The sequence below is a fragment of the Dyadobacter sp. Leaf189 genome, assembly GCF_001424405.1.
GTDB lineage: Bacteria > Bacteroidota > Bacteroidia > Cytophagales > Spirosomataceae > Dyadobacter.
The window spans coordinates 650,345-665,593 of the sequence record NZ_LMPS01000005.1 but is presented as its reverse complement, the minus strand read 5'-3'; the positions used below and the strand labels follow the sequence as shown (position 1 = coordinate 665,593).

Below are 15,249 nucleotides of genomic sequence, written 5' to 3'. Positions count from 1 at the left end.
ATGGTAAGTACAATGAGCAAAAGGCAGGCGAACCGCTTGGCCTGGTTTTTTCCGTCCATTATCTTAAAACACGATTGAAAATGAACGAACCGCTTAGCAGAAGAGACCTGGAAGAAAAAATCCTGTCGAAGAGACAGCAAATCGAATTTGAGGCAAATAACCTCAGATTTGAGAGAGATACATCTTCCGATAACAGGGAAAATCCGGATGTAATGGAGGAGTCTAAGAACTTTGATGACCCGGCAGAAAATGCCGTCGAATCTGGTGATTTAAAGGCATTAAGATCTGCGGAAAATGATTTAAATGAGCTATTAAAACAGCTGAAAGATCTCGACGAAGATTAAAGAGCCTGGACTCGACTTTCGAGTTCACGCTTTGTGTGCATCAATGCAGATACCACTTCATTCCAATTGCCGTGGTTCACTTTAAAAGGATCATAATTTACGTGCAACCGGCCGATCACATTGAAAGATTCTCCTGATTTTAAACGAATTCGCGAATTAAGCCCGACAAGGTTAAATGCGTCAAGCACTTCATGTGCCGTGGCATATGAATATGATTTTGTTGTGCTAAAAACCAACGATCCGTCTTTGTAATGACACTCAATATTTTTCATGGCTTGTAAATGATGCTTTCAAATTTCTCAACAAAATATCATACCAAGGTTTGTCACTTCGCTGCCACAGGTACAGAAATCTCCACAGTTGTTGAGTCTGATTCTTTTCCATTGACCTTACCGATACCAAAATCTCCGCGATTTACTTTCAAAATCCCGTAAAATTCAGGCTCTGTTTCCTTGAAAATGAATGGGATAGCAACACGTTTGACAATCCCGTGCATGTTCAGATCTCCTTCCACAACATATCCGCTGTCAGCTTTAAAAATCTTCACAGATGTGAACCTGATAGTAGGAAACCGCTCCGCGTCAAACCACTTCTCCCCTTTCGCGTGCTTATTTTTCAACTCAATCCCCGTATCAATGGAATTTACATCCACAGTCACATCAAACTTCGCACTTTCCGGATTTAATGGATCAAAACTGATATCACCCGCAAGCTGATTGAATTTTCCGTGTGCGTACTTTCCATCAAACCGGATTTTATATCCTTCCGCAATCTGCCAATCCCTGGAAATGAGGATTGTAAAGGAGCAGAACACTACAAAGACCAGTAAAACAATTAACCGTTTCATAATTCTTAGTGTTTTGTATCAGCCGCTTTTCTGGCGTGCAGGTTAGATGGGCTTATTCCTTTGAATTTCTTGAATGCGGTGGAAAAATGGTGTGCGTACTCGTATCCCAGTTGTGAAGCTACTTCTTCCACAGTGTTCCCCGAATCGAGCAATAACCGCTCTGCATACTCCATTCGCAGCTTACGCAGATAACCGAACACGGTGTCACCGAACAATTCCTTAAAGCCCCTTTTTAGCTTGAATTCATTCAGCAAACAAATCCTGCTCAGCTGTGAAAGCGATAGTTCGTCCAAGAAATGCGTATCCAGGTATTGTTTGAGCATTCTCAGTTTTTCAATTTCATCAATGCGAATTCCGGTACTCTGACCAACCGGACCACGGAATTGTCCGATCTGTAACGCAAGCAGTTCCAGCAATTTGGACTGGATTAAAAGTCCGCTCATGGGGGTGCGCATATTGGAATTACACACTTCACTGATCAGGTTCATCATCAGCGGCGTAATGTCGCGGGTGCCCTCCACAGCGACAAACGGTCTGTTATGTACCAGATCATTCTGGATCCTCTCACTCCAGTGATCGTCGCAGCCGATGGAGTCGATGAAAAAACCCTTTTCAATACTAAGGTGGAACATCTGCAAAGACGAATGCGGCGCGATCCTGTTGGTAAAACCACCTTCCGGCGCGTATACAAGATTATGCTTGCGCGGCCTCATATTGAGTTCATTTCTGATCCCCGAAAAGCGCGTATCCAGATCGCCGGACAGGTGAAAATTAATGTTGATCGTATCAGAAGATGCCGTGTCCGCCAGCTCCACCAGCTCTTCACTTGACCATTGAATGTTCATCAAATGCATGTGCGGGAGCAGATTACTCCTGAATTTCAATGCGCCAATTCTGGGATAGTAGCAATCTACAAAATCAGAGGACCGGCCGCCCGATGACGCTCGTTCCACTGTCTGCGGCTTGGGAAAATTGTTAAGGTCAAGGATGTCGTAGGAGTTGATTACCATAGTGGTAAGAGTTATAATGCTGATTTCATGACTATTTGCCCGCAAATCTATTTTTTTAGCTGAACCGGTATTTCAAAAGTTACTAAACGGATCACGTAAAAATCCGTTTTGCGTAGTTGTAAATCCGCCTTGCGTAGCCTTTCCGCCAGTTTAGAATAGGATCTTTGCCGAAAACTAATTAGCAAAGCCATGATATTGAAGATTTTAAAATGGGTCGGAATTGCCCTGGGAGTGATCCTTGTCGCATTGGTTGCGGTGTACGGCTACATTGCAGTGAACATGAACAACCGCATGGAGCGCACCTACAACTTTGAAGCCGAGCCGCTCCGCATTACCAGTGACAGCGCAACCCTCGCGCGCGGCCGTCACCTGGTTGCGATCAAAGGCTGCCAGGATTGCCACGCAGCGGATTTGGGCGGTAAGATCATGAACGACGATGCGCCTGTCGGGAGACTGGTGGCCAGTAATCTTACAAAAGGACCAGGCGGTCTGCCGGGGGACTACAATGAAGCCGATTGGATCAATGCGCTCAGACACGGGATTGGCAAAGACGGTAAACCACTCATTTTCATGCCTTCTCATGAAACAACGCTGCTTTCCGAGCAGGATATGTCGGCGCTGATTGCATACTGCGGACAAATACCCGCTGTGAACAGGTCTTTACCAGACAATGAACTCGGGCCGGTTGCGCTGGTGATGGGTTTTATGGGGAAAATGCCGCTGCTTTCAGTTGAGAAGATTGACCACCAAAAACCGATGGTGGCAAGCGTGGATTCAGTTGAGGGAATTGAATTGGGCAAATACCTAGCTGTTTCCTGCTCAGGTTGCCACCGACCTGATATGAAAGGCGGCGAACCGCTGGCTCCCGGCTTTCCGCCGGTTCCGGATATAACCAGTTCGGGACATGTAGGGAAATGGTCTGCCAGGCAATTCATCACCACACTTACAACCGGCAAAACACCCGAAGGACATGTTTTAAAAAATGAAGACATGCCCTGGAAAATGACCGCACAGTATACACAGACGGAGCTGGCTTCTATTTATAAATACCTGCGCTCCATTTAAAACAAATGCCGGACAAAGATGAGTTTGTCCGGCATTTCCTAGTTATTTCCGAAAGCGATCGGCTTGTTATTCCGCGACCATTCGCTCCATGAGCCTACGTAAAGGGCGGCGCCTTCAAACCCGGCTTCTGCAAGCGCTAGTAAGGTGTGACAGGCGGTTACCCCTGAGCCACAATGCACTACCACCTGCTCGGGGCCGCGGTTACCCAGCGCTTCCTTGTACTTTGCAGCCAGCTCTGCTACCGACCTGAATTCCCCGTTTTCATCCAGGTTGCTCGTATAAGGAATATTGACCGCGCCTGGAATATGGCCGGCAACAAGATCAATCGGCTCACTTTCACCTATATACCTGTAATGCTCCCGCACATCAATTACCATAAAGGCAGGATCAGTCGAAATTTGGGATATATAATCAATATCTACGGTAGGCAGCTGCCAATCTGCTATGGGATAGTTTGTTGCAGCTGGTTGTTCGGGTATTTTGCCCGTTACCGGTATACCTGCCTCTTTCAGCGCATCCAGGCCTCCGCTCACAACATACACTTTATCGTGCCCTGCAGCTTTCAACATCCACCAAAACCGCGCTGCTGCATTTGCACCCTTTTTATCATCATAAACCACAACCGTGTGCTCCGGAGAAATGCCCAACCTACCAAGTAATTCGCTAAACTTACCCGGCAGCGGCAGCGGGTGCCTCCCTCCTTTGGCGGCATCTTCACCTTTTTCAGACAAGTCAGTTTCCAGATCAACAAGAAATGCGTTTTCAAGATGTTCGGCCTGGTACCTTTGGGCCGCGTCGGCTCCTCCCCTGGCGTCGATCAGGGTCAATGCCTCACCGGCGCGCATTGATTTAAAATCGTCAGCTGTGATGATGTTCATAATGGATTCTTTTATGGGCAGTAAATAAAGTAGATTTTATCCAAAAAAATCTAAAAGCGCAGTGAAAGAAAAACAGAGATAATTTTTGATCAGCAACGGATTTTTGAAGATGTTTGCCAAACAAGTTTTCAATTACGCATGATGACTACTTCCGATTTCTTGCTGACGGACCTGGCTCAGCTACCGGATTTACAACCACCTGACTGGGGCGATCTCGCACCGCGATTCCGCTATTTTGTTGAATCACCGCATTGTACACCTTTGAAAATCAGCGAAGACAACCAGATTGTGGCCATTGGTACCACCATGCGACATTCCGATTCGGTTTGGCTTGCGTGCGTTATCGTTCATCCGGATCACCGGAACAAAGGTTTAGGTAAGCTGATCACCCAAACGCTGATTGCGTCCGTAGATCCAAAACGCTACACAACCATTTACCTTGATGCAACTGATTACGGATATCCCGTTTACACAAAGCTGGGGTTCACGCTGGAAACCTGCTACGGTCATTTTGTCCGCGAAGACAATCTGCCCATTGAAGATATATCGCTGAACATTATCCCATTCAACACCGGACTGAGCCAGCAGCTATTTCATCTTGACCGCGAGGTAAGTAAGGAAGACAGATCGGGTATCATAAGCGACTTCCTTCATACTGCAATGGTGTACGTCGAAGCAGGCCGGGTACTCGGATATTACATTCCAGGATGGGGCGACAGTCCGATTATTGCTCTGGACGACCAGGCAGGTGTTGAGCTGATGAAGTTGCGGTTTCAAACAGAAGAGAAAGCAGTACTCCCGCAAGACAACCTACTCGCGATAAGCACCTTGGAACAACATCATTACAGACAGCGCCGCTTTTCCAGAAGAATGTACCTGGGCGAAAAAAGGGAATGGAGAGCAGATAAGATCTTCAACAGGATCAGTGGCCAGTTGGGTTAACTACCTCAATACCAAATCGCTGATCTTGGAGAACTCGGTATGCGGCGCCATTGCCCGGATAATCCCCTTTTTATCAACGAGGATGAAGTAAGGCGTTTCGCTGATCTTATAGCGATGGTTGAAACCAAATGAATCGGGTACCGGAACAAACCCGCAGTTGCGCTTGGGAATTGCTTGCAGGCACTCTTCTTCGGTATTCAGTGTGGTACCGAGCGAGATGATCTCAACGCCCTTCTTTTTATTCTCGTCAACAAAATCAGAGATCACTTTCGTTGCTGCAAGTGAGTAAAGCGGCTTTTCATATTTTACCCAAAAACCCAGCAGGATATACTTTCCGCGCAGCTTTTCTGAATTATACTCCTTCCCGTCCAACCCTTTCATTATGAATGGGGAAATTGGCTCACCTATCTCCGGCATGAGATCTGGATTGTTCATGACAGAACCATCTTCCTGAACGTAAATCTGGCTTCTCTTGATCAATTCAAAAGACGAAGGCTTTCCATATTTGTCAAAAATCGGGAGCGTCTTGTACATTCCGGGATTTCTTTTCAGCTTCTCGTCATACTCCGTGTACGAAATGCGCTTGCCTGTTGCATGATCAATGATCACCGTCTCGCGGTTCATCACAAACTGCTGACTTACCTTTCCATTATAGCGCGTCACCTTCGGCTCCTGCGCCTGGCTGAAACCTGCAACTAAAAAAGAAAAGAAGAGTGTAAATGTAAATTGGACTTTACGGAACATGAAGAGCGTCCTTGTAGTACTTTGATTTAATCAGTATCAAAACTTTGATATTACCAGAAACAATTCCGATATTTATACCGTTCTAATAACTGCCGAACCCACCTCAATATTTTAGATTAAAATAAATTATTGACTGAATTATGTACGAGAGGATCCGAGAGAAGCTGGGAATTTTGGCAGACGCTGCAAAATATGATGTGTCCTGTTCATCGAGTGGAAGTAACAGGAAGAACGAAAACAAGGGACTGGGCGACGCGGAAGGAAGTGGGATTTGTCACACTTACACCGAAGACGGTCGCTGTGTTTCATTGCTCAAAATCTTGCTGACAAACCACTGCATTTTCGATTGTGCTTTTTGTGTTTCCCGGCGGAGCAATGATATCAAAAGGGCTGCATTCACAGTAGAGGAAGTAGTCGAGCTCACGATCAACTTCTACCGCAGAAATTACATTGAAGGGCTTTTCCTAAGTTCCGGTATCTTCAAAAATGCCGATTATACCATGGAAAGGCTCGTTCGCATTGTTAAGAAGCTGCGGACTGAGGAGCGGTTTAATGGATATATCCACTTAAAAACAATCCCGGGAGCGAGCGAGGAGCTGTTGAAGGAAGCAGGAATGTATGCAGACAGAATGAGCATCAATCTTGAAATGCCAACTGAAACAGGGCTGAAAATCCTGGCGCCCGAGAAGTCGCACGAAGAAGTGAAGAAGCCGCTGGGGTATATTCAGAAAAGTATTGCTCAATTCTCGGACGAAAAAGCATTGATCAAGAGTGTACCGAAGTTTGTTCCTGCCGGCCAGAGCACGCAGATCGTCATTGGCGCTACTCCGGACACGGACAAGGAGATTATGCACACAGCCAATACGTTTTACAAGAATTTTTCGCTTAAACGGGTTTACTATTCCGGCTATATCCCGATCAGTAATGACAGCCGCTTACCTATAATCGGCTCGCAACCTCCATTGATCCGTGAAAACCGGCTCTATCAGGCCGATTGGCTTATGCGATTTTACGGGTTCAATGTTCAGGAAATAGTAAATGATACCCATCCTAACCTGGACGTGGACATTGATCCAAAGCTAAGCTGGGCACTTCGGCATTTGGAGCAATTTCCCGTAGATGTAAATACGGCGGATTACCGGATGATCTTGCGCGTGCCTGGAATTGGCGTTACTTCTGCATTAAAGATTGTACAGGCCCGGAAGTTTGGCAGACTTTACCGCGACCATCTGAAAAAGATAGGTATATCCTTTAATAAAGCGCGGCATTTTATCCGCTTTGCCGACAGTCCCATGCAGCTAAATGACTACGAGGCAGGGCATATCAAAGGAATTATTTTGTCCGAAAGTCACAGTAAATACCAGAAAACGGCGCATAGCCAGCTTTCACTCTTTTGATGGAAACATTCGTTTTTGACGGTACGCTGGAAGGTTTGCTGACTGCTGTTTTTGACTGTTACCAGAAAAAGAGCGCGAATGTCAAACTGGTGAGCGAGCAACATTTTCATCCGGATGTTTTTCAGCAGCATTTTACGGTAACAAGTGAGGATGAAAAGGCAAAAAGGGTGTGGGCAGGATTGCGTAAAAAGCTTGATAAGGAGTGGCTGCTGAACTTCTACAAAACTTTCCTTTCCGAGCAGCCGGAAGCGTTTCAGCATTTATTGATTTTCGCCTGCTATATCATTGACAATCCGCAGGGTGCAGAGGAAAATTATGGGCATCCGTCTGTGCTGGCAGTCTCCCAATGGGCGCGGAAAGTGCATCGTGAAAAGCATCGGATGGAGGCATTTATCCGGTTCCAGAAAACTTCTGATGAAATCTTCTACTCGCATATCGAGCCTGATTTCAATGTGCTGCCTTTACTGATCACCCATTTCAGAAATCGTTATGCCGATCAAAAATGGATTATTTATGATTTGAAAAGAAAGTACGGGCTATCCTATGATCTTGAAAAGGTGGAAGAAATTGTGTTTGACTTTTCGGAAGAAATGTCGCCTAGCCTGAATGCATTACCTGCCCAGCTTTTGAATGAGAAGGAAGAGCTTTATACAATTCTCTGGAAGGATTATTTCAAAAATGTAAACATTCCGGCACGCAAGAACATGAAGCTTCACATTCGTCACGTGCCGAAAAGATATTGGAAATACCTGTCTGAAAAACAGCCTTAACCTACCTGATCTTGCTGCTCAGCCAGGCATTTCTGAACTGTTGCATTTCGGGCGTAACAGGCTTGCCGACTGTTTCATTGGTAACAACAAGCAGTCGTGGGTTTTCAGCCAGTGTGATTTCTGTCATTTTTGTTTCTTCCCTGTGCTTGTATTCTACATTGAGTTTGTCTCCTGGCTTATGCGCTTTCAGGATGTTGCCCAGCTCATTCTGAGAACCAACTGCCTTGCCTTCGATTTTCAAAATCTGATCATCCACATCCAGCCCGGCTGCGTAAAGCGGCGAGCCGATCAATGTGTTACTGGTAATCGTGAGCTCACTATCATCCTTATACCGCATATCCCCGATCCAGGCTTGCCCTTCTGACTGCTTTTTCAATGTCAAACCTGCCTTTGCCAGCAATGGCGCGTAATCCATGGATTCGTGTCCGTTGACATACTTCCGGAAGAAGTCTGCTGCGAAACGCTGATCTTTGGAGTAGGCCGCAAGCACCGCTTCAAGATCAGAGACCACGTAGGGTATCTCCGGCTTTCCGTGCTTGGCCCAAACCATTTTCATAAAATCATCCAGGTTCAATCCTCTTGACCTCAATTCCAGATCCAGCGCCAATGCAATGGAAGCGCCGTAAGGATAGTAGGAAGTGTAAAAATTGGGATAATTGGTTTTGTCAACAGCCACACCTGCGTCCACAAATACCGCCATGCAGCTTGCTTCCACGGGAGATATCCGCTTTGCACCTGCTGTATTTTCTTTGGTATTTACCAGAAAAGTAAGTGTCTGACAATAGTCACTCAATGGATCGAAACCTGCGCGGGCGAGAATCAGGTCGCCGTAATATTGTGTGAATCCCTCCGCAAACCAAAGTTCGAAGCTCATATTACTTTTCTCGAAATTGAAAGGTTCCAGCGTTTTAGGCCGGATACGCTCCACATTCCAGGTATGGAAAAATTCGTGTGAAAATACGCCGAGCAAATTATCCGATCCATTGAATGCCACCGGAATGCTGATCATCGTACTGTTGCGGTGCTCCATACCGTCGCCTCTCACATACGGATTAATGCTTGCGAGAAAAGTATATTCCGGAGAGTCGAAAACAGGATATTCACCAAAAACCATTTTCGCCTCCTGCGTTACCTTCTTCACCTTATTGGCAAAACTGCTTGCAAGAGAGTCACTTGCATTGGCTTCGAGTGCCAGCCTGAACCTGGACTGCTTACCTCCCGCATTGTCAAGTGTCCATTCTTTCCAGATCAGCTTTCCGATCTTTGTAGGCGAATCCATGAAGTATTGCAAGCCCGGCGCTGTAAATGAATTTGGCTCTTTACCCTTTACTAACTGTGTAGCGATGGTCCATTTGGAATCCTGTGGCAAATTGAACTTAACTTCAACAGGCGCATTTTGCAGCTCTTTGACCCACATGAATGTAGCCGGCATATTCAGGTGCACGCTCGAAGGATCCAGCCCGGCGTAGGTTCCGTCTGCGTGGTTGGCGTAAAGGGTATATTCAACCCGCGCAAAACCGCTGATTCCTGAAACCTTGTAAACATCACCGTCGATCCGCTGCACCGGCAGTGCTTTCCCGGATTTGTCGGTCGCTTTCACATCGTACACGTTCTTGCCGTACTCGTGGGTGGCATACCTGCCTGGCGACGACCGGCTCATTCTGAAAGTCAGTTCCTTTTGGGCTACATCTGACACGCTGAGCCGGATATTGGCTTCATGGTGAACCAGGTTGGGAAACGAGACATCGTAGGAAAGTTTTTGTGAAAAGGCATTCCATGCAATGAGCTGCAAGGTCAGGAGAGAAAGTAATTTTTTATTCATAGATCAGAAAGTTGCTTTAACAAAGACCTTCAATTTATACCATAACTTCCATATTTTACAATCTCCTGAATGCATTCAGATTTTAATTACTTAATTTTTCCATCTCAATTCTACTTAAACCTAAAAACATCCTGAAATGATGAAAATTCTGCTGGCGCCAGCTCTTGCCCTCTCCCTCTTGATCTCACAAAATAGTTTTAGTCAGTCGAAAGCAATGTTCAACGGCAAGGATTTGAAAGGGTGGCACGCGGACGTTCCGGAAATGGACAAAAACCCGGATGTAAAATCACCTTTTCTGATCAGGAATGGAAATCTGGTGAGTTTAGGAACGCCGGGTGGACATTTGATCACAGACGATCAATATGAAAACTTTCGTTTTACTTACCAGTACCGCTTTGTAGGCAAGCCTGGCAACTGTGGTGCACTGGTATTTGTATCCAAGCCGCGCGACTTGTACGATATGTTCCCAAAATCCATTGAAATTCAGATGATGCATCAAAATGCAGGAGATTTCTGGTGTATTCAGGAAGATATTACGGTTCCCGATATGGAGAAGCGACGCGGCCCCAAAGAGAAATGGGGCGTTAACGGAGATAAGCTCCGCCGCATTCCCAACCTGACTGACGGAACAGAAAAGCCGCTTGGCGAATGGAACACAATGCGGATCGAGTGTGTGAAAAACTCGATCAAAGTGTGGCTCAATGGTGTTATGGTAAATTATGGATACAATGCCACAGCACAAAAGGGGCAGATTGCGCTGCAATCAGAAGGTGCAGAGGTTGAATTCAGGGATGTGATGGTCACTCCTATCAAAACGTTGTCAAAATAATGTCAAAATTCAGTACCAACAGGGTTTTTAGAAATACAGTCATTTTGCTGATTCTTGTCGCCAACATTGGCTGCGACCAGATCTCCAAAGAAGTAATCCGCAAAAACGTGGGTTTCTACGAGACGCGGCGCGTAATCAAAGACTATTTCGTCATTACCTATGTGGAAAATTCTGGCGCATTTCTGAGCATTGGCAGCAACTTGCCCGCCACTATCAAGCTGATCGTACTTTCAGTTATTCCATTGATCGCACTGCTTTTTGGCGTCTATTATATACTTACAAAAAGAAACCTGACCCTGCTCAGCGGACTGGCATTGAGCTTTGCAATCGGAGGCGGTATCGGCAACATCTACGACCGCATGATCCACGGATCAGTAACCGATTTTATGCATATCAACCTGGGCTTCGTACAAACCGGCATTTTCAACATGGCAGACGTGTCTATTATGACAGGAATGTTTATCTTTTTGTATCAATCGTATAGCAGGCAGAGGGAGAGGATGTTGGGGTGAGGTTTTACTTCAGCTGTCGGCTGTCGGCTTTTTGATGTGGGGCTGTTGGCAGTTAGCTATTGGCTTTTAGCTGTTGAAGTACACTTTTATATAGAGTCGAATAAAAAAACGCCGATTGCCGACTGGACTGAACCCCAAAAGTTGGACGAGTTTAGAACTTAACGATYAGTGTGATGAGCCCGGTATTGTGCCGGGCTCATTCCATTTAGATTGAGTCTGATCCTGTCGTTGTTGTAATAGTGAATGTAATCTTTGATGTCTTTTTTGAGCTCATCGATGCTTTGGTATTTGTTCAGGTAGAACAACTCTGATTTAATTGTTCCAAAGAAATTTTCWATAATAGCGTTGTCCAGGCAATTACCTTTTCTGGACATACTTTGRGTGATGCCTTTTGATTTGAGCATTTTTTGATATTCGCTCATTTGGTATTGCCAGCCCTGATCCGAATGTAGCACCAGGTTTTCTGGCTTATTTATCTTTTTAAATGCAGTTTTGAGCATTTGTATGACTTGCTTAATGATTTCTCCGTTAAACAGATCAATGATAGGGGAYAGAAAAAGTTTTTTGTCTTTCACCCTGAACTCAGAAACATCCGTTGCCCATTTCTGTAATGGTTTTACAGATTTAAAATCCCTGTTGAGAATGTTGGGCGCAACCCTGCCTATCTGGCCTTTGTAAGAACGGTACCTTTTGAGACGGATTAACGATTTTAGGCCCATAGTCTTCATCAGCTTTAAAACCGTTTTGTGGTTGAGGCTGCTGCCCATCTTCCTGATAGTAATAGTAATGCGACGGTAGCCGAACCTTCCCATATGCCGGTCGTAAACTTGCCTGATCTGCTTTTTTGCGTCCTGGTACTTGCTGGCCTGAGCGCTATTTTTGATATGATAGTAAAAATTACTCCTGGGCATTTCAAAGAGCTCCAAAAGCAATTCAAGCGGATATTTCTGCCTTAACCCATGGATTGTCAACGCTTTCTCTTTTGCGCAGCTTCCTTCTGCCGGATTAAGGCATCCAGCTTTTTTAGCAAGTCATTTTCTGCCCTTAGGCGAAGGTTCTCGTTTTCGAGCTCCTCTAGTCGGGTCAATGGACCGTATGTTTTAATGATCTTGGGTTTGTTTTTCATAGACCTTGGCCTGCCACGGGCCGTACTAAAACCATCTATACCAAACTGCTCATACTGCTTGGTCCAGACATGTAAAGTACTTACACTGGGTATTTGAAATTTGAAGCAGCACTAATTCAAAGATAAACCCTGCTTTTGATAAGCATACACGACTTGTTGCTTAAATTCTTTTGTGTAAACGCGCCCGTACCGGGGCAAAAGGCTTGAACCGCCGAACTGCTCGTAATGGCCCACCCATTTCTGTATACAAGACCTGGCAATCCCAAAGCGCCTGGCCAATTCATTGATACCACCTCCCGCTTTATAAGCTTTCACAACCATCAGCCTGAACTCTACACTATGTTTTCTGTTTTTACCCATAAAAATGCCCCCAAGAAGTGTCTAACTTTTTGGGGGCAGTGCATTTGAGACAGCCTCTTTTTACTTTTGGAACTTCTTTTTATGCTCCCACTGACTTGCGAATGATATTCAGAGCTGAGCCTGCTTTAAACCATTCGATCTATGTACGGTCAGTTGTATCTCCTTATNAAGCTTTCACAACCATCAGCCTGAACTCTACACTATGTTTTCTGTTTTTACCCATAAAAATGCCCCCAAGAAGTGTCTAACTTTTTGGGGGCAGTGCAGATATCTGCGCGACTTTTTTACTTTTGGAACTTCTTTTTATGCTCCCACTGACTTGCGAATGATATTCAGAGCTGAGCCTGCTTTAAACCATTCGATCTGTTGCTCATTGTAAGTGTGGTTCACCGGGAATTCGTCGGTGGTACCATCATTATGATGCAGCACGATTGTTAGTGGCTGGCCTTCGGTGAACGTTTCCAGTCCTGTGATATCAATGGTATCGTCCTCCTGGATCTTGTCGTAATCGGCATTGTTCGCGAAAGTCAATGCAAGCATACCTTGTTTTTTCAGGTTTGTTTCGTGGATACGGGCAAATGATTTTGTCAAAATTGCACGAACTCCCAGGAAACGAGGCTCCATTGCTGCGTGCTCGCGGGACGAACCTTCACCATAGTTCTCATCACCAACAACGATCGTACCGATTCCGTGCGCTTTATAGTCGCGCTGAACTGCGGGTACTTCGCTATACTGGTTACTTAGCTGGTTTTTTACTTCATTGGTTTTCTCATTGAAGTAGTTAACCGCGCCAATCAGCATGTTATTGGAGATATTGTCAAGATGGCCACGGTATTTCAACCACGGACCTGCCATTGAAATATGGTCAGTTGTACATTTACCTTTTGCTTTGATCAACAGCTTCAATCCTTTCAGATCTGTTCCTTCCCATTCAGGGAATGGAGCAAGCAATTGCAAACGGTCTGAGGTCGGACTTACCAGCACTTGTACCTGGCTCGGGTCCTCTGCCGGTGCCTGGTAGCCTGCATCCTCCACCGCATAACCTTTGATCGGCAGTTCCAGTCCGCTTGGTTCGTCCAGCATCACTTCTTCTCCGTTTGTATTCACCAGTTTATCGGTGCGGGGATCAAAAGTAAGGCGACCTGCGATCGCCATAGCAGTTACAATTTCAGGTGAAGCTACGAAAGAGTGCGTATTGGGGTTACCATCGGCACGTTTTGAGAAGTTCCTGTTAAATGACGTGATAATGGAATTTTTCTCCCCTTTCTCAGCACCGTGGCGCGCCCATTGACCGATACAAGGCCCGCAAGCGTTTGCAAGAACCACACCGCCGATCTGCGCAAATGTATCCAGGTAACCATCGCGGTCCACTGTATAGCGAACCAGCTCTGAACCCGGCGTGATTGTATATTCGGAACTTACTTTGAGCTTTTTGTCAACAGCCTGCTGTGCAAGCGAAGCCGCGCGGCTTACATCTTCATAGGAAGAATTGGTGCACGATCCGATAAGTCCAACGGAGAGTACCTCAGGCCAGCCATTTTCCTTTACCGCAGTCGCGAACTTAGAAAGAGGCCAGGCCAGATCCGGCGTAAATGGTCCATTGATATGCGGTTCCAGCGTAGACAGATCAAGCTCGATCAGCTGATCATAATAGTTGGCTGGATTTGCATAAACATCATCATCAGAACGCAAATGCTGTTGAACTGCATCGGCAGCGTCAGCAACATCAGCTCTTTCGGTAGCACGAAGGTACGCGGCACTTCTTCTGTCGTAAGCGAAAATCGAAGTGGTAGCGCCAATCTCGGCTCCCATATTACAGATCGTTGCTTTTCCTGTAGCTGAAATGCTTTCTGCACCATCTCCGAAATATTCTACAACGTATCCGGTACCGCCTTTTACAGTCAGCTGACCCGCAACCCAGAGGATCACGTCTTTCGCAGCTGTCCAGCCGCTCAGTTTTCCGGTCAGCTTCACACCGATCAGGCGCGGCATTTTCAATTCCCAGGCAAGTCCGGACATTACATCCGAAGCATCGGCACCACCGACGCCAATCGCGATCATTCCCAATCCACCTGCATTAGGTGTGTGAGAATCCGTACCGATCATCATACCACCCGGAAATGCATAGTTTTCAAGTACCACCTGGTGGATAATACCCGCACCAGCGCGCCAGAAACCTAATCCGTATTTATTGGAAACAGAGGACAGGAAATCGTAAACTTCCTTGTTCTTGTCAACCGCATTCTTCAAATCCTGTGTAGCGCCTACTTCCGCCTGGATCAGGTGATCGCAGTGTACAGTAGAGGGAACTGCTACCTGTGGCCTTCCGGCCTGCATAAATTGTAAAAGGGCCATTTGGGCAGTTGCGTCCTGCATTGCTACGCGATCGGGAGCAAAGTCCACATAAGACTTCCCTCGCTCGTAGCTCTGAGAAGGCGTTCCCTCCCACAAATGAGAGTACAAAATCTTCTCTGCCAAAGTCAAAGGCCGCCCTACAACTTTACGGGCAGCTTCTACTCTTTCTTCCATGCGGGCGTAAACGCCCTTAATCATATCCAAGTCAAATGCCATATCTCTTATATTATTGCTTATACATTCACAGT

Annotated in this window: 15 protein-coding genes and 1 pseudogene; 7 read left to right on the top strand and 9 right to left on the bottom strand. The window is 46.0% G+C overall.

Annotated elements, in window-relative coordinates:
- The first annotated feature begins 80 nt into the window (after positions 1-80).
- Positions 81-344: a hypothetical protein gene (locus ASG33_RS17200; protein WP_056288611.1), complete on the top strand. Its 264-nt coding sequence runs from the start codon at positions 81-83 to the stop codon at positions 342-344.
- 325 nt (positions 345-669) lie between these two features.
- On the opposite strand, the gene ASG33_RS17190 is transcribed toward ASG33_RS17200, so the two are convergent.
- Both ASG33_RS17190 and ASG33_RS17185 read right to left on the bottom strand, forming a co-directional pair.
- Positions 670-1,191, bottom strand: coding sequence for a YceI family protein (locus tag ASG33_RS17190; RefSeq protein WP_056287824.1), 522 nt, complete (start codon positions 1,189-1,191; stop codon positions 670-672).
- Between the two features lie 5 nt (positions 1,192-1,196).
- Entirely contained in the window at positions 1,197-2,201 is a 1,005-nt protein-coding gene (locus tag ASG33_RS17185) for an AraC family transcriptional regulator (RefSeq protein ID WP_056287822.1), read from the bottom strand.
- 189 nt (positions 2,202-2,390) lie between these two features.
- On the opposite strand from ASG33_RS17185, the gene ASG33_RS17180 reads away from it, so the two are divergent.
- Positions 2,391-3,266 (top strand): cytochrome c, encoded by an 876-nt coding sequence (locus tag ASG33_RS17180; RefSeq protein WP_056287819.1) that lies wholly within the window; start codon positions 2,391-2,393, stop codon positions 3,264-3,266.
- Positions 3,267-3,304: 38 nt separating this feature from the next.
- Here the strand turns inward: ASG33_RS17180 and ASG33_RS17175 are convergent, their stop codons facing one another.
- The gene (locus tag ASG33_RS17175; RefSeq protein WP_056287818.1) at positions 3,305-4,144 is read right to left on the bottom strand and encodes a sulfurtransferase; all 840 of its coding nucleotides are present in this window, start codon (positions 4,142-4,144) and stop codon (positions 3,305-3,307) included.
- Positions 4,145-4,282: 138 nt separating this feature from the next.
- On the opposite strand from ASG33_RS17175, the gene ASG33_RS17170 reads away from it, so the two are divergent.
- Positions 4,283-5,086, top strand: a complete 804-nt coding sequence (locus ASG33_RS17170) for a GNAT family N-acetyltransferase (RefSeq protein ID WP_056287816.1) — start codon at positions 4,283-4,285, stop codon at positions 5,084-5,086.
- Here ASG33_RS17170 and ASG33_RS17165 read toward each other — a convergent pair whose 3' ends face one another.
- Entirely contained in the window at positions 5,087-5,830 is a 744-nt protein-coding gene (locus tag ASG33_RS17165; RefSeq protein ID WP_056287814.1) for a thioredoxin family protein, read from the bottom strand.
- A 140-nt stretch (positions 5,831-5,970) separates the two neighbouring features.
- On the opposite strand from ASG33_RS17165, the gene ASG33_RS17160 reads away from it, so the two are divergent.
- Positions 5,971-7,227, top strand: a complete 1,257-nt coding sequence (locus tag ASG33_RS17160) for a putative DNA modification/repair radical SAM protein (RefSeq protein WP_056287812.1) — start codon at positions 5,971-5,973, stop codon at positions 7,225-7,227.
- Positions 7,227-7,997 (top strand): TIGR03915 family putative DNA repair protein, encoded by a 771-nt coding sequence (locus ASG33_RS17155; RefSeq protein ID WP_056287809.1) that lies wholly within the window; start codon positions 7,227-7,229, stop codon positions 7,995-7,997. Before ASG33_RS17160 ends, ASG33_RS17155 begins: the two co-directional genes overlap by 1 nt.
- A 1-nt stretch (position 7,998) precedes the next feature.
- Here ASG33_RS17155 and ASG33_RS17150 read toward each other — a convergent pair whose 3' ends face one another.
- A complete protein-coding gene (locus ASG33_RS17150; protein WP_056287807.1) occupies positions 7,999-9,819 on the bottom strand; it encodes a M61 family metallopeptidase in 1,821 nt (606 codons plus the stop codon).
- 139 nt (positions 9,820-9,958) lie between these two features.
- On the opposite strand from ASG33_RS17150, the gene ASG33_RS17145 reads away from it, so the two are divergent.
- On the top strand, positions 9,959-10,648 hold the full coding sequence (locus ASG33_RS17145; RefSeq protein WP_409012537.1) for a DUF1080 domain-containing protein: 690 nt from the start codon (positions 9,959-9,961) through the stop codon (positions 10,646-10,648).
- Positions 10,648-11,160 carry a signal peptidase II gene (gene lspA, locus ASG33_RS17140; protein ID WP_056287804.1) on the top strand — a complete coding sequence of 171 codons (513 nt, stop codon included), beginning with the start codon at positions 10,648-10,650 and terminating at the stop codon, positions 11,158-11,160. Before ASG33_RS17145 ends, lspA begins: the two co-directional genes overlap by 1 nt.
- A gap of 158 nt (positions 11,161-11,318) precedes the next feature.
- Here lspA and ASG33_RS17135 read toward each other — a convergent pair.
- The 4 genes and pseudogenes from ASG33_RS17135 to ASG33_RS17125 form a co-directional block, all read right to left on the bottom strand.
- Positions 11,319-12,140: pseudogene (locus ASG33_RS17135) on the bottom strand (IS3 family transposase); the annotation flags it as partial.
- Complete coding sequence (locus tag ASG33_RS26295; protein WP_409012536.1) at positions 12,128-12,379, bottom strand: hypothetical protein; 252 nt, start codon at positions 12,377-12,379, stop codon at positions 12,128-12,130. The pseudogene ASG33_RS17135 and the gene ASG33_RS26295, both read right to left, overlap by 13 nt.
- 18 nt (positions 12,380-12,397) lie before the next feature.
- The gene (locus tag ASG33_RS26290; RefSeq protein ID WP_056287800.1) at positions 12,398-12,646 is read right to left on the bottom strand and encodes a helix-turn-helix domain-containing protein; all 249 of its coding nucleotides are present in this window, start codon (positions 12,644-12,646) and stop codon (positions 12,398-12,400) included.
- Positions 12,647-12,949: 303 nt separating this feature from the next.
- Positions 12,950-15,217, bottom strand: coding sequence for an aconitate hydratase (locus tag ASG33_RS17125; RefSeq protein ID WP_056287798.1), 2,268 nt, complete (start codon positions 15,215-15,217; stop codon positions 12,950-12,952).
- Between the last annotated feature and the right edge of the window lie 32 nt (positions 15,218-15,249).

Excerpts from the sequence above, each read along its gene's own strand:
- ASG33_RS26290 (WP_056287800.1), bottom strand. The coding sequence starts at position 12,646 with ATGGGTAAAAACAGAAAACATAGTGTAGAGTTCAGGCTGATGGTTGTG.
- ASG33_RS17180 (WP_056287819.1), top strand. The coding sequence starts at position 2,391 with ATGATATTGAAGATTTTAAAATGGGTCGGAATTGCCCTGGGAGTGATC.
- ASG33_RS17155 (WP_056287809.1), top strand. The coding sequence starts at position 7,227 with ATGGAAACATTCGTTTTTGACGGTACGCTGGAAGGTTTGCTGACTGCT.
- ASG33_RS17145 (WP_409012537.1), top strand. The coding sequence starts at position 9,959 with ATGAAAATTCTGCTGGCGCCAGCTCTTGCCCTCTCCCTCTTGATCTCA.
- ASG33_RS17190 (WP_056287824.1), bottom strand. The coding sequence starts at position 1,191 with ATGAAACGGTTAATTGTTTTACTGGTCTTTGTAGTGTTCTGCTCCTTT.
- ASG33_RS17175 (WP_056287818.1), bottom strand. The coding sequence starts at position 4,144 with ATGAACATCATCACAGCTGACGATTTTAAATCAATGCGCGCCGGTGAG.
- ASG33_RS17160 (WP_056287812.1), top strand. The coding sequence starts at position 5,971 with ATGTACGAGAGGATCCGAGAGAAGCTGGGAATTTTGGCAGACGCTGCA.
- lspA (WP_056287804.1), top strand. The coding sequence starts at position 10,648 with ATGTCAAAATTCAGTACCAACAGGGTTTTTAGAAATACAGTCATTTTG.
- ASG33_RS17200 (WP_056288611.1), top strand. The coding sequence starts at position 81 with ATGAACGAACCGCTTAGCAGAAGAGACCTGGAAGAAAAAATCCTGTCG.
- ASG33_RS17125 (WP_056287798.1), bottom strand. The coding sequence starts at position 15,217 with ATGGCATTTGACTTGGATATGATTAAGGGCGTTTACGCCCGCATGGAA.
- ASG33_RS17165 (WP_056287814.1), bottom strand. The coding sequence starts at position 5,830 with ATGTTCCGTAAAGTCCAATTTACATTTACACTCTTCTTTTCTTTTTTA.
- ASG33_RS17185 (WP_056287822.1), bottom strand. The coding sequence starts at position 2,201 with ATGGTAATCAACTCCTACGACATCCTTGACCTTAACAATTTTCCCAAG.
- ASG33_RS17150 (WP_056287807.1), bottom strand. The coding sequence starts at position 9,819 with ATGAATAAAAAATTACTTTCTCTCCTGACCTTGCAGCTCATTGCATGG.
- ASG33_RS17170 (WP_056287816.1), top strand. The coding sequence starts at position 4,283 with ATGATGACTACTTCCGATTTCTTGCTGACGGACCTGGCTCAGCTACCG.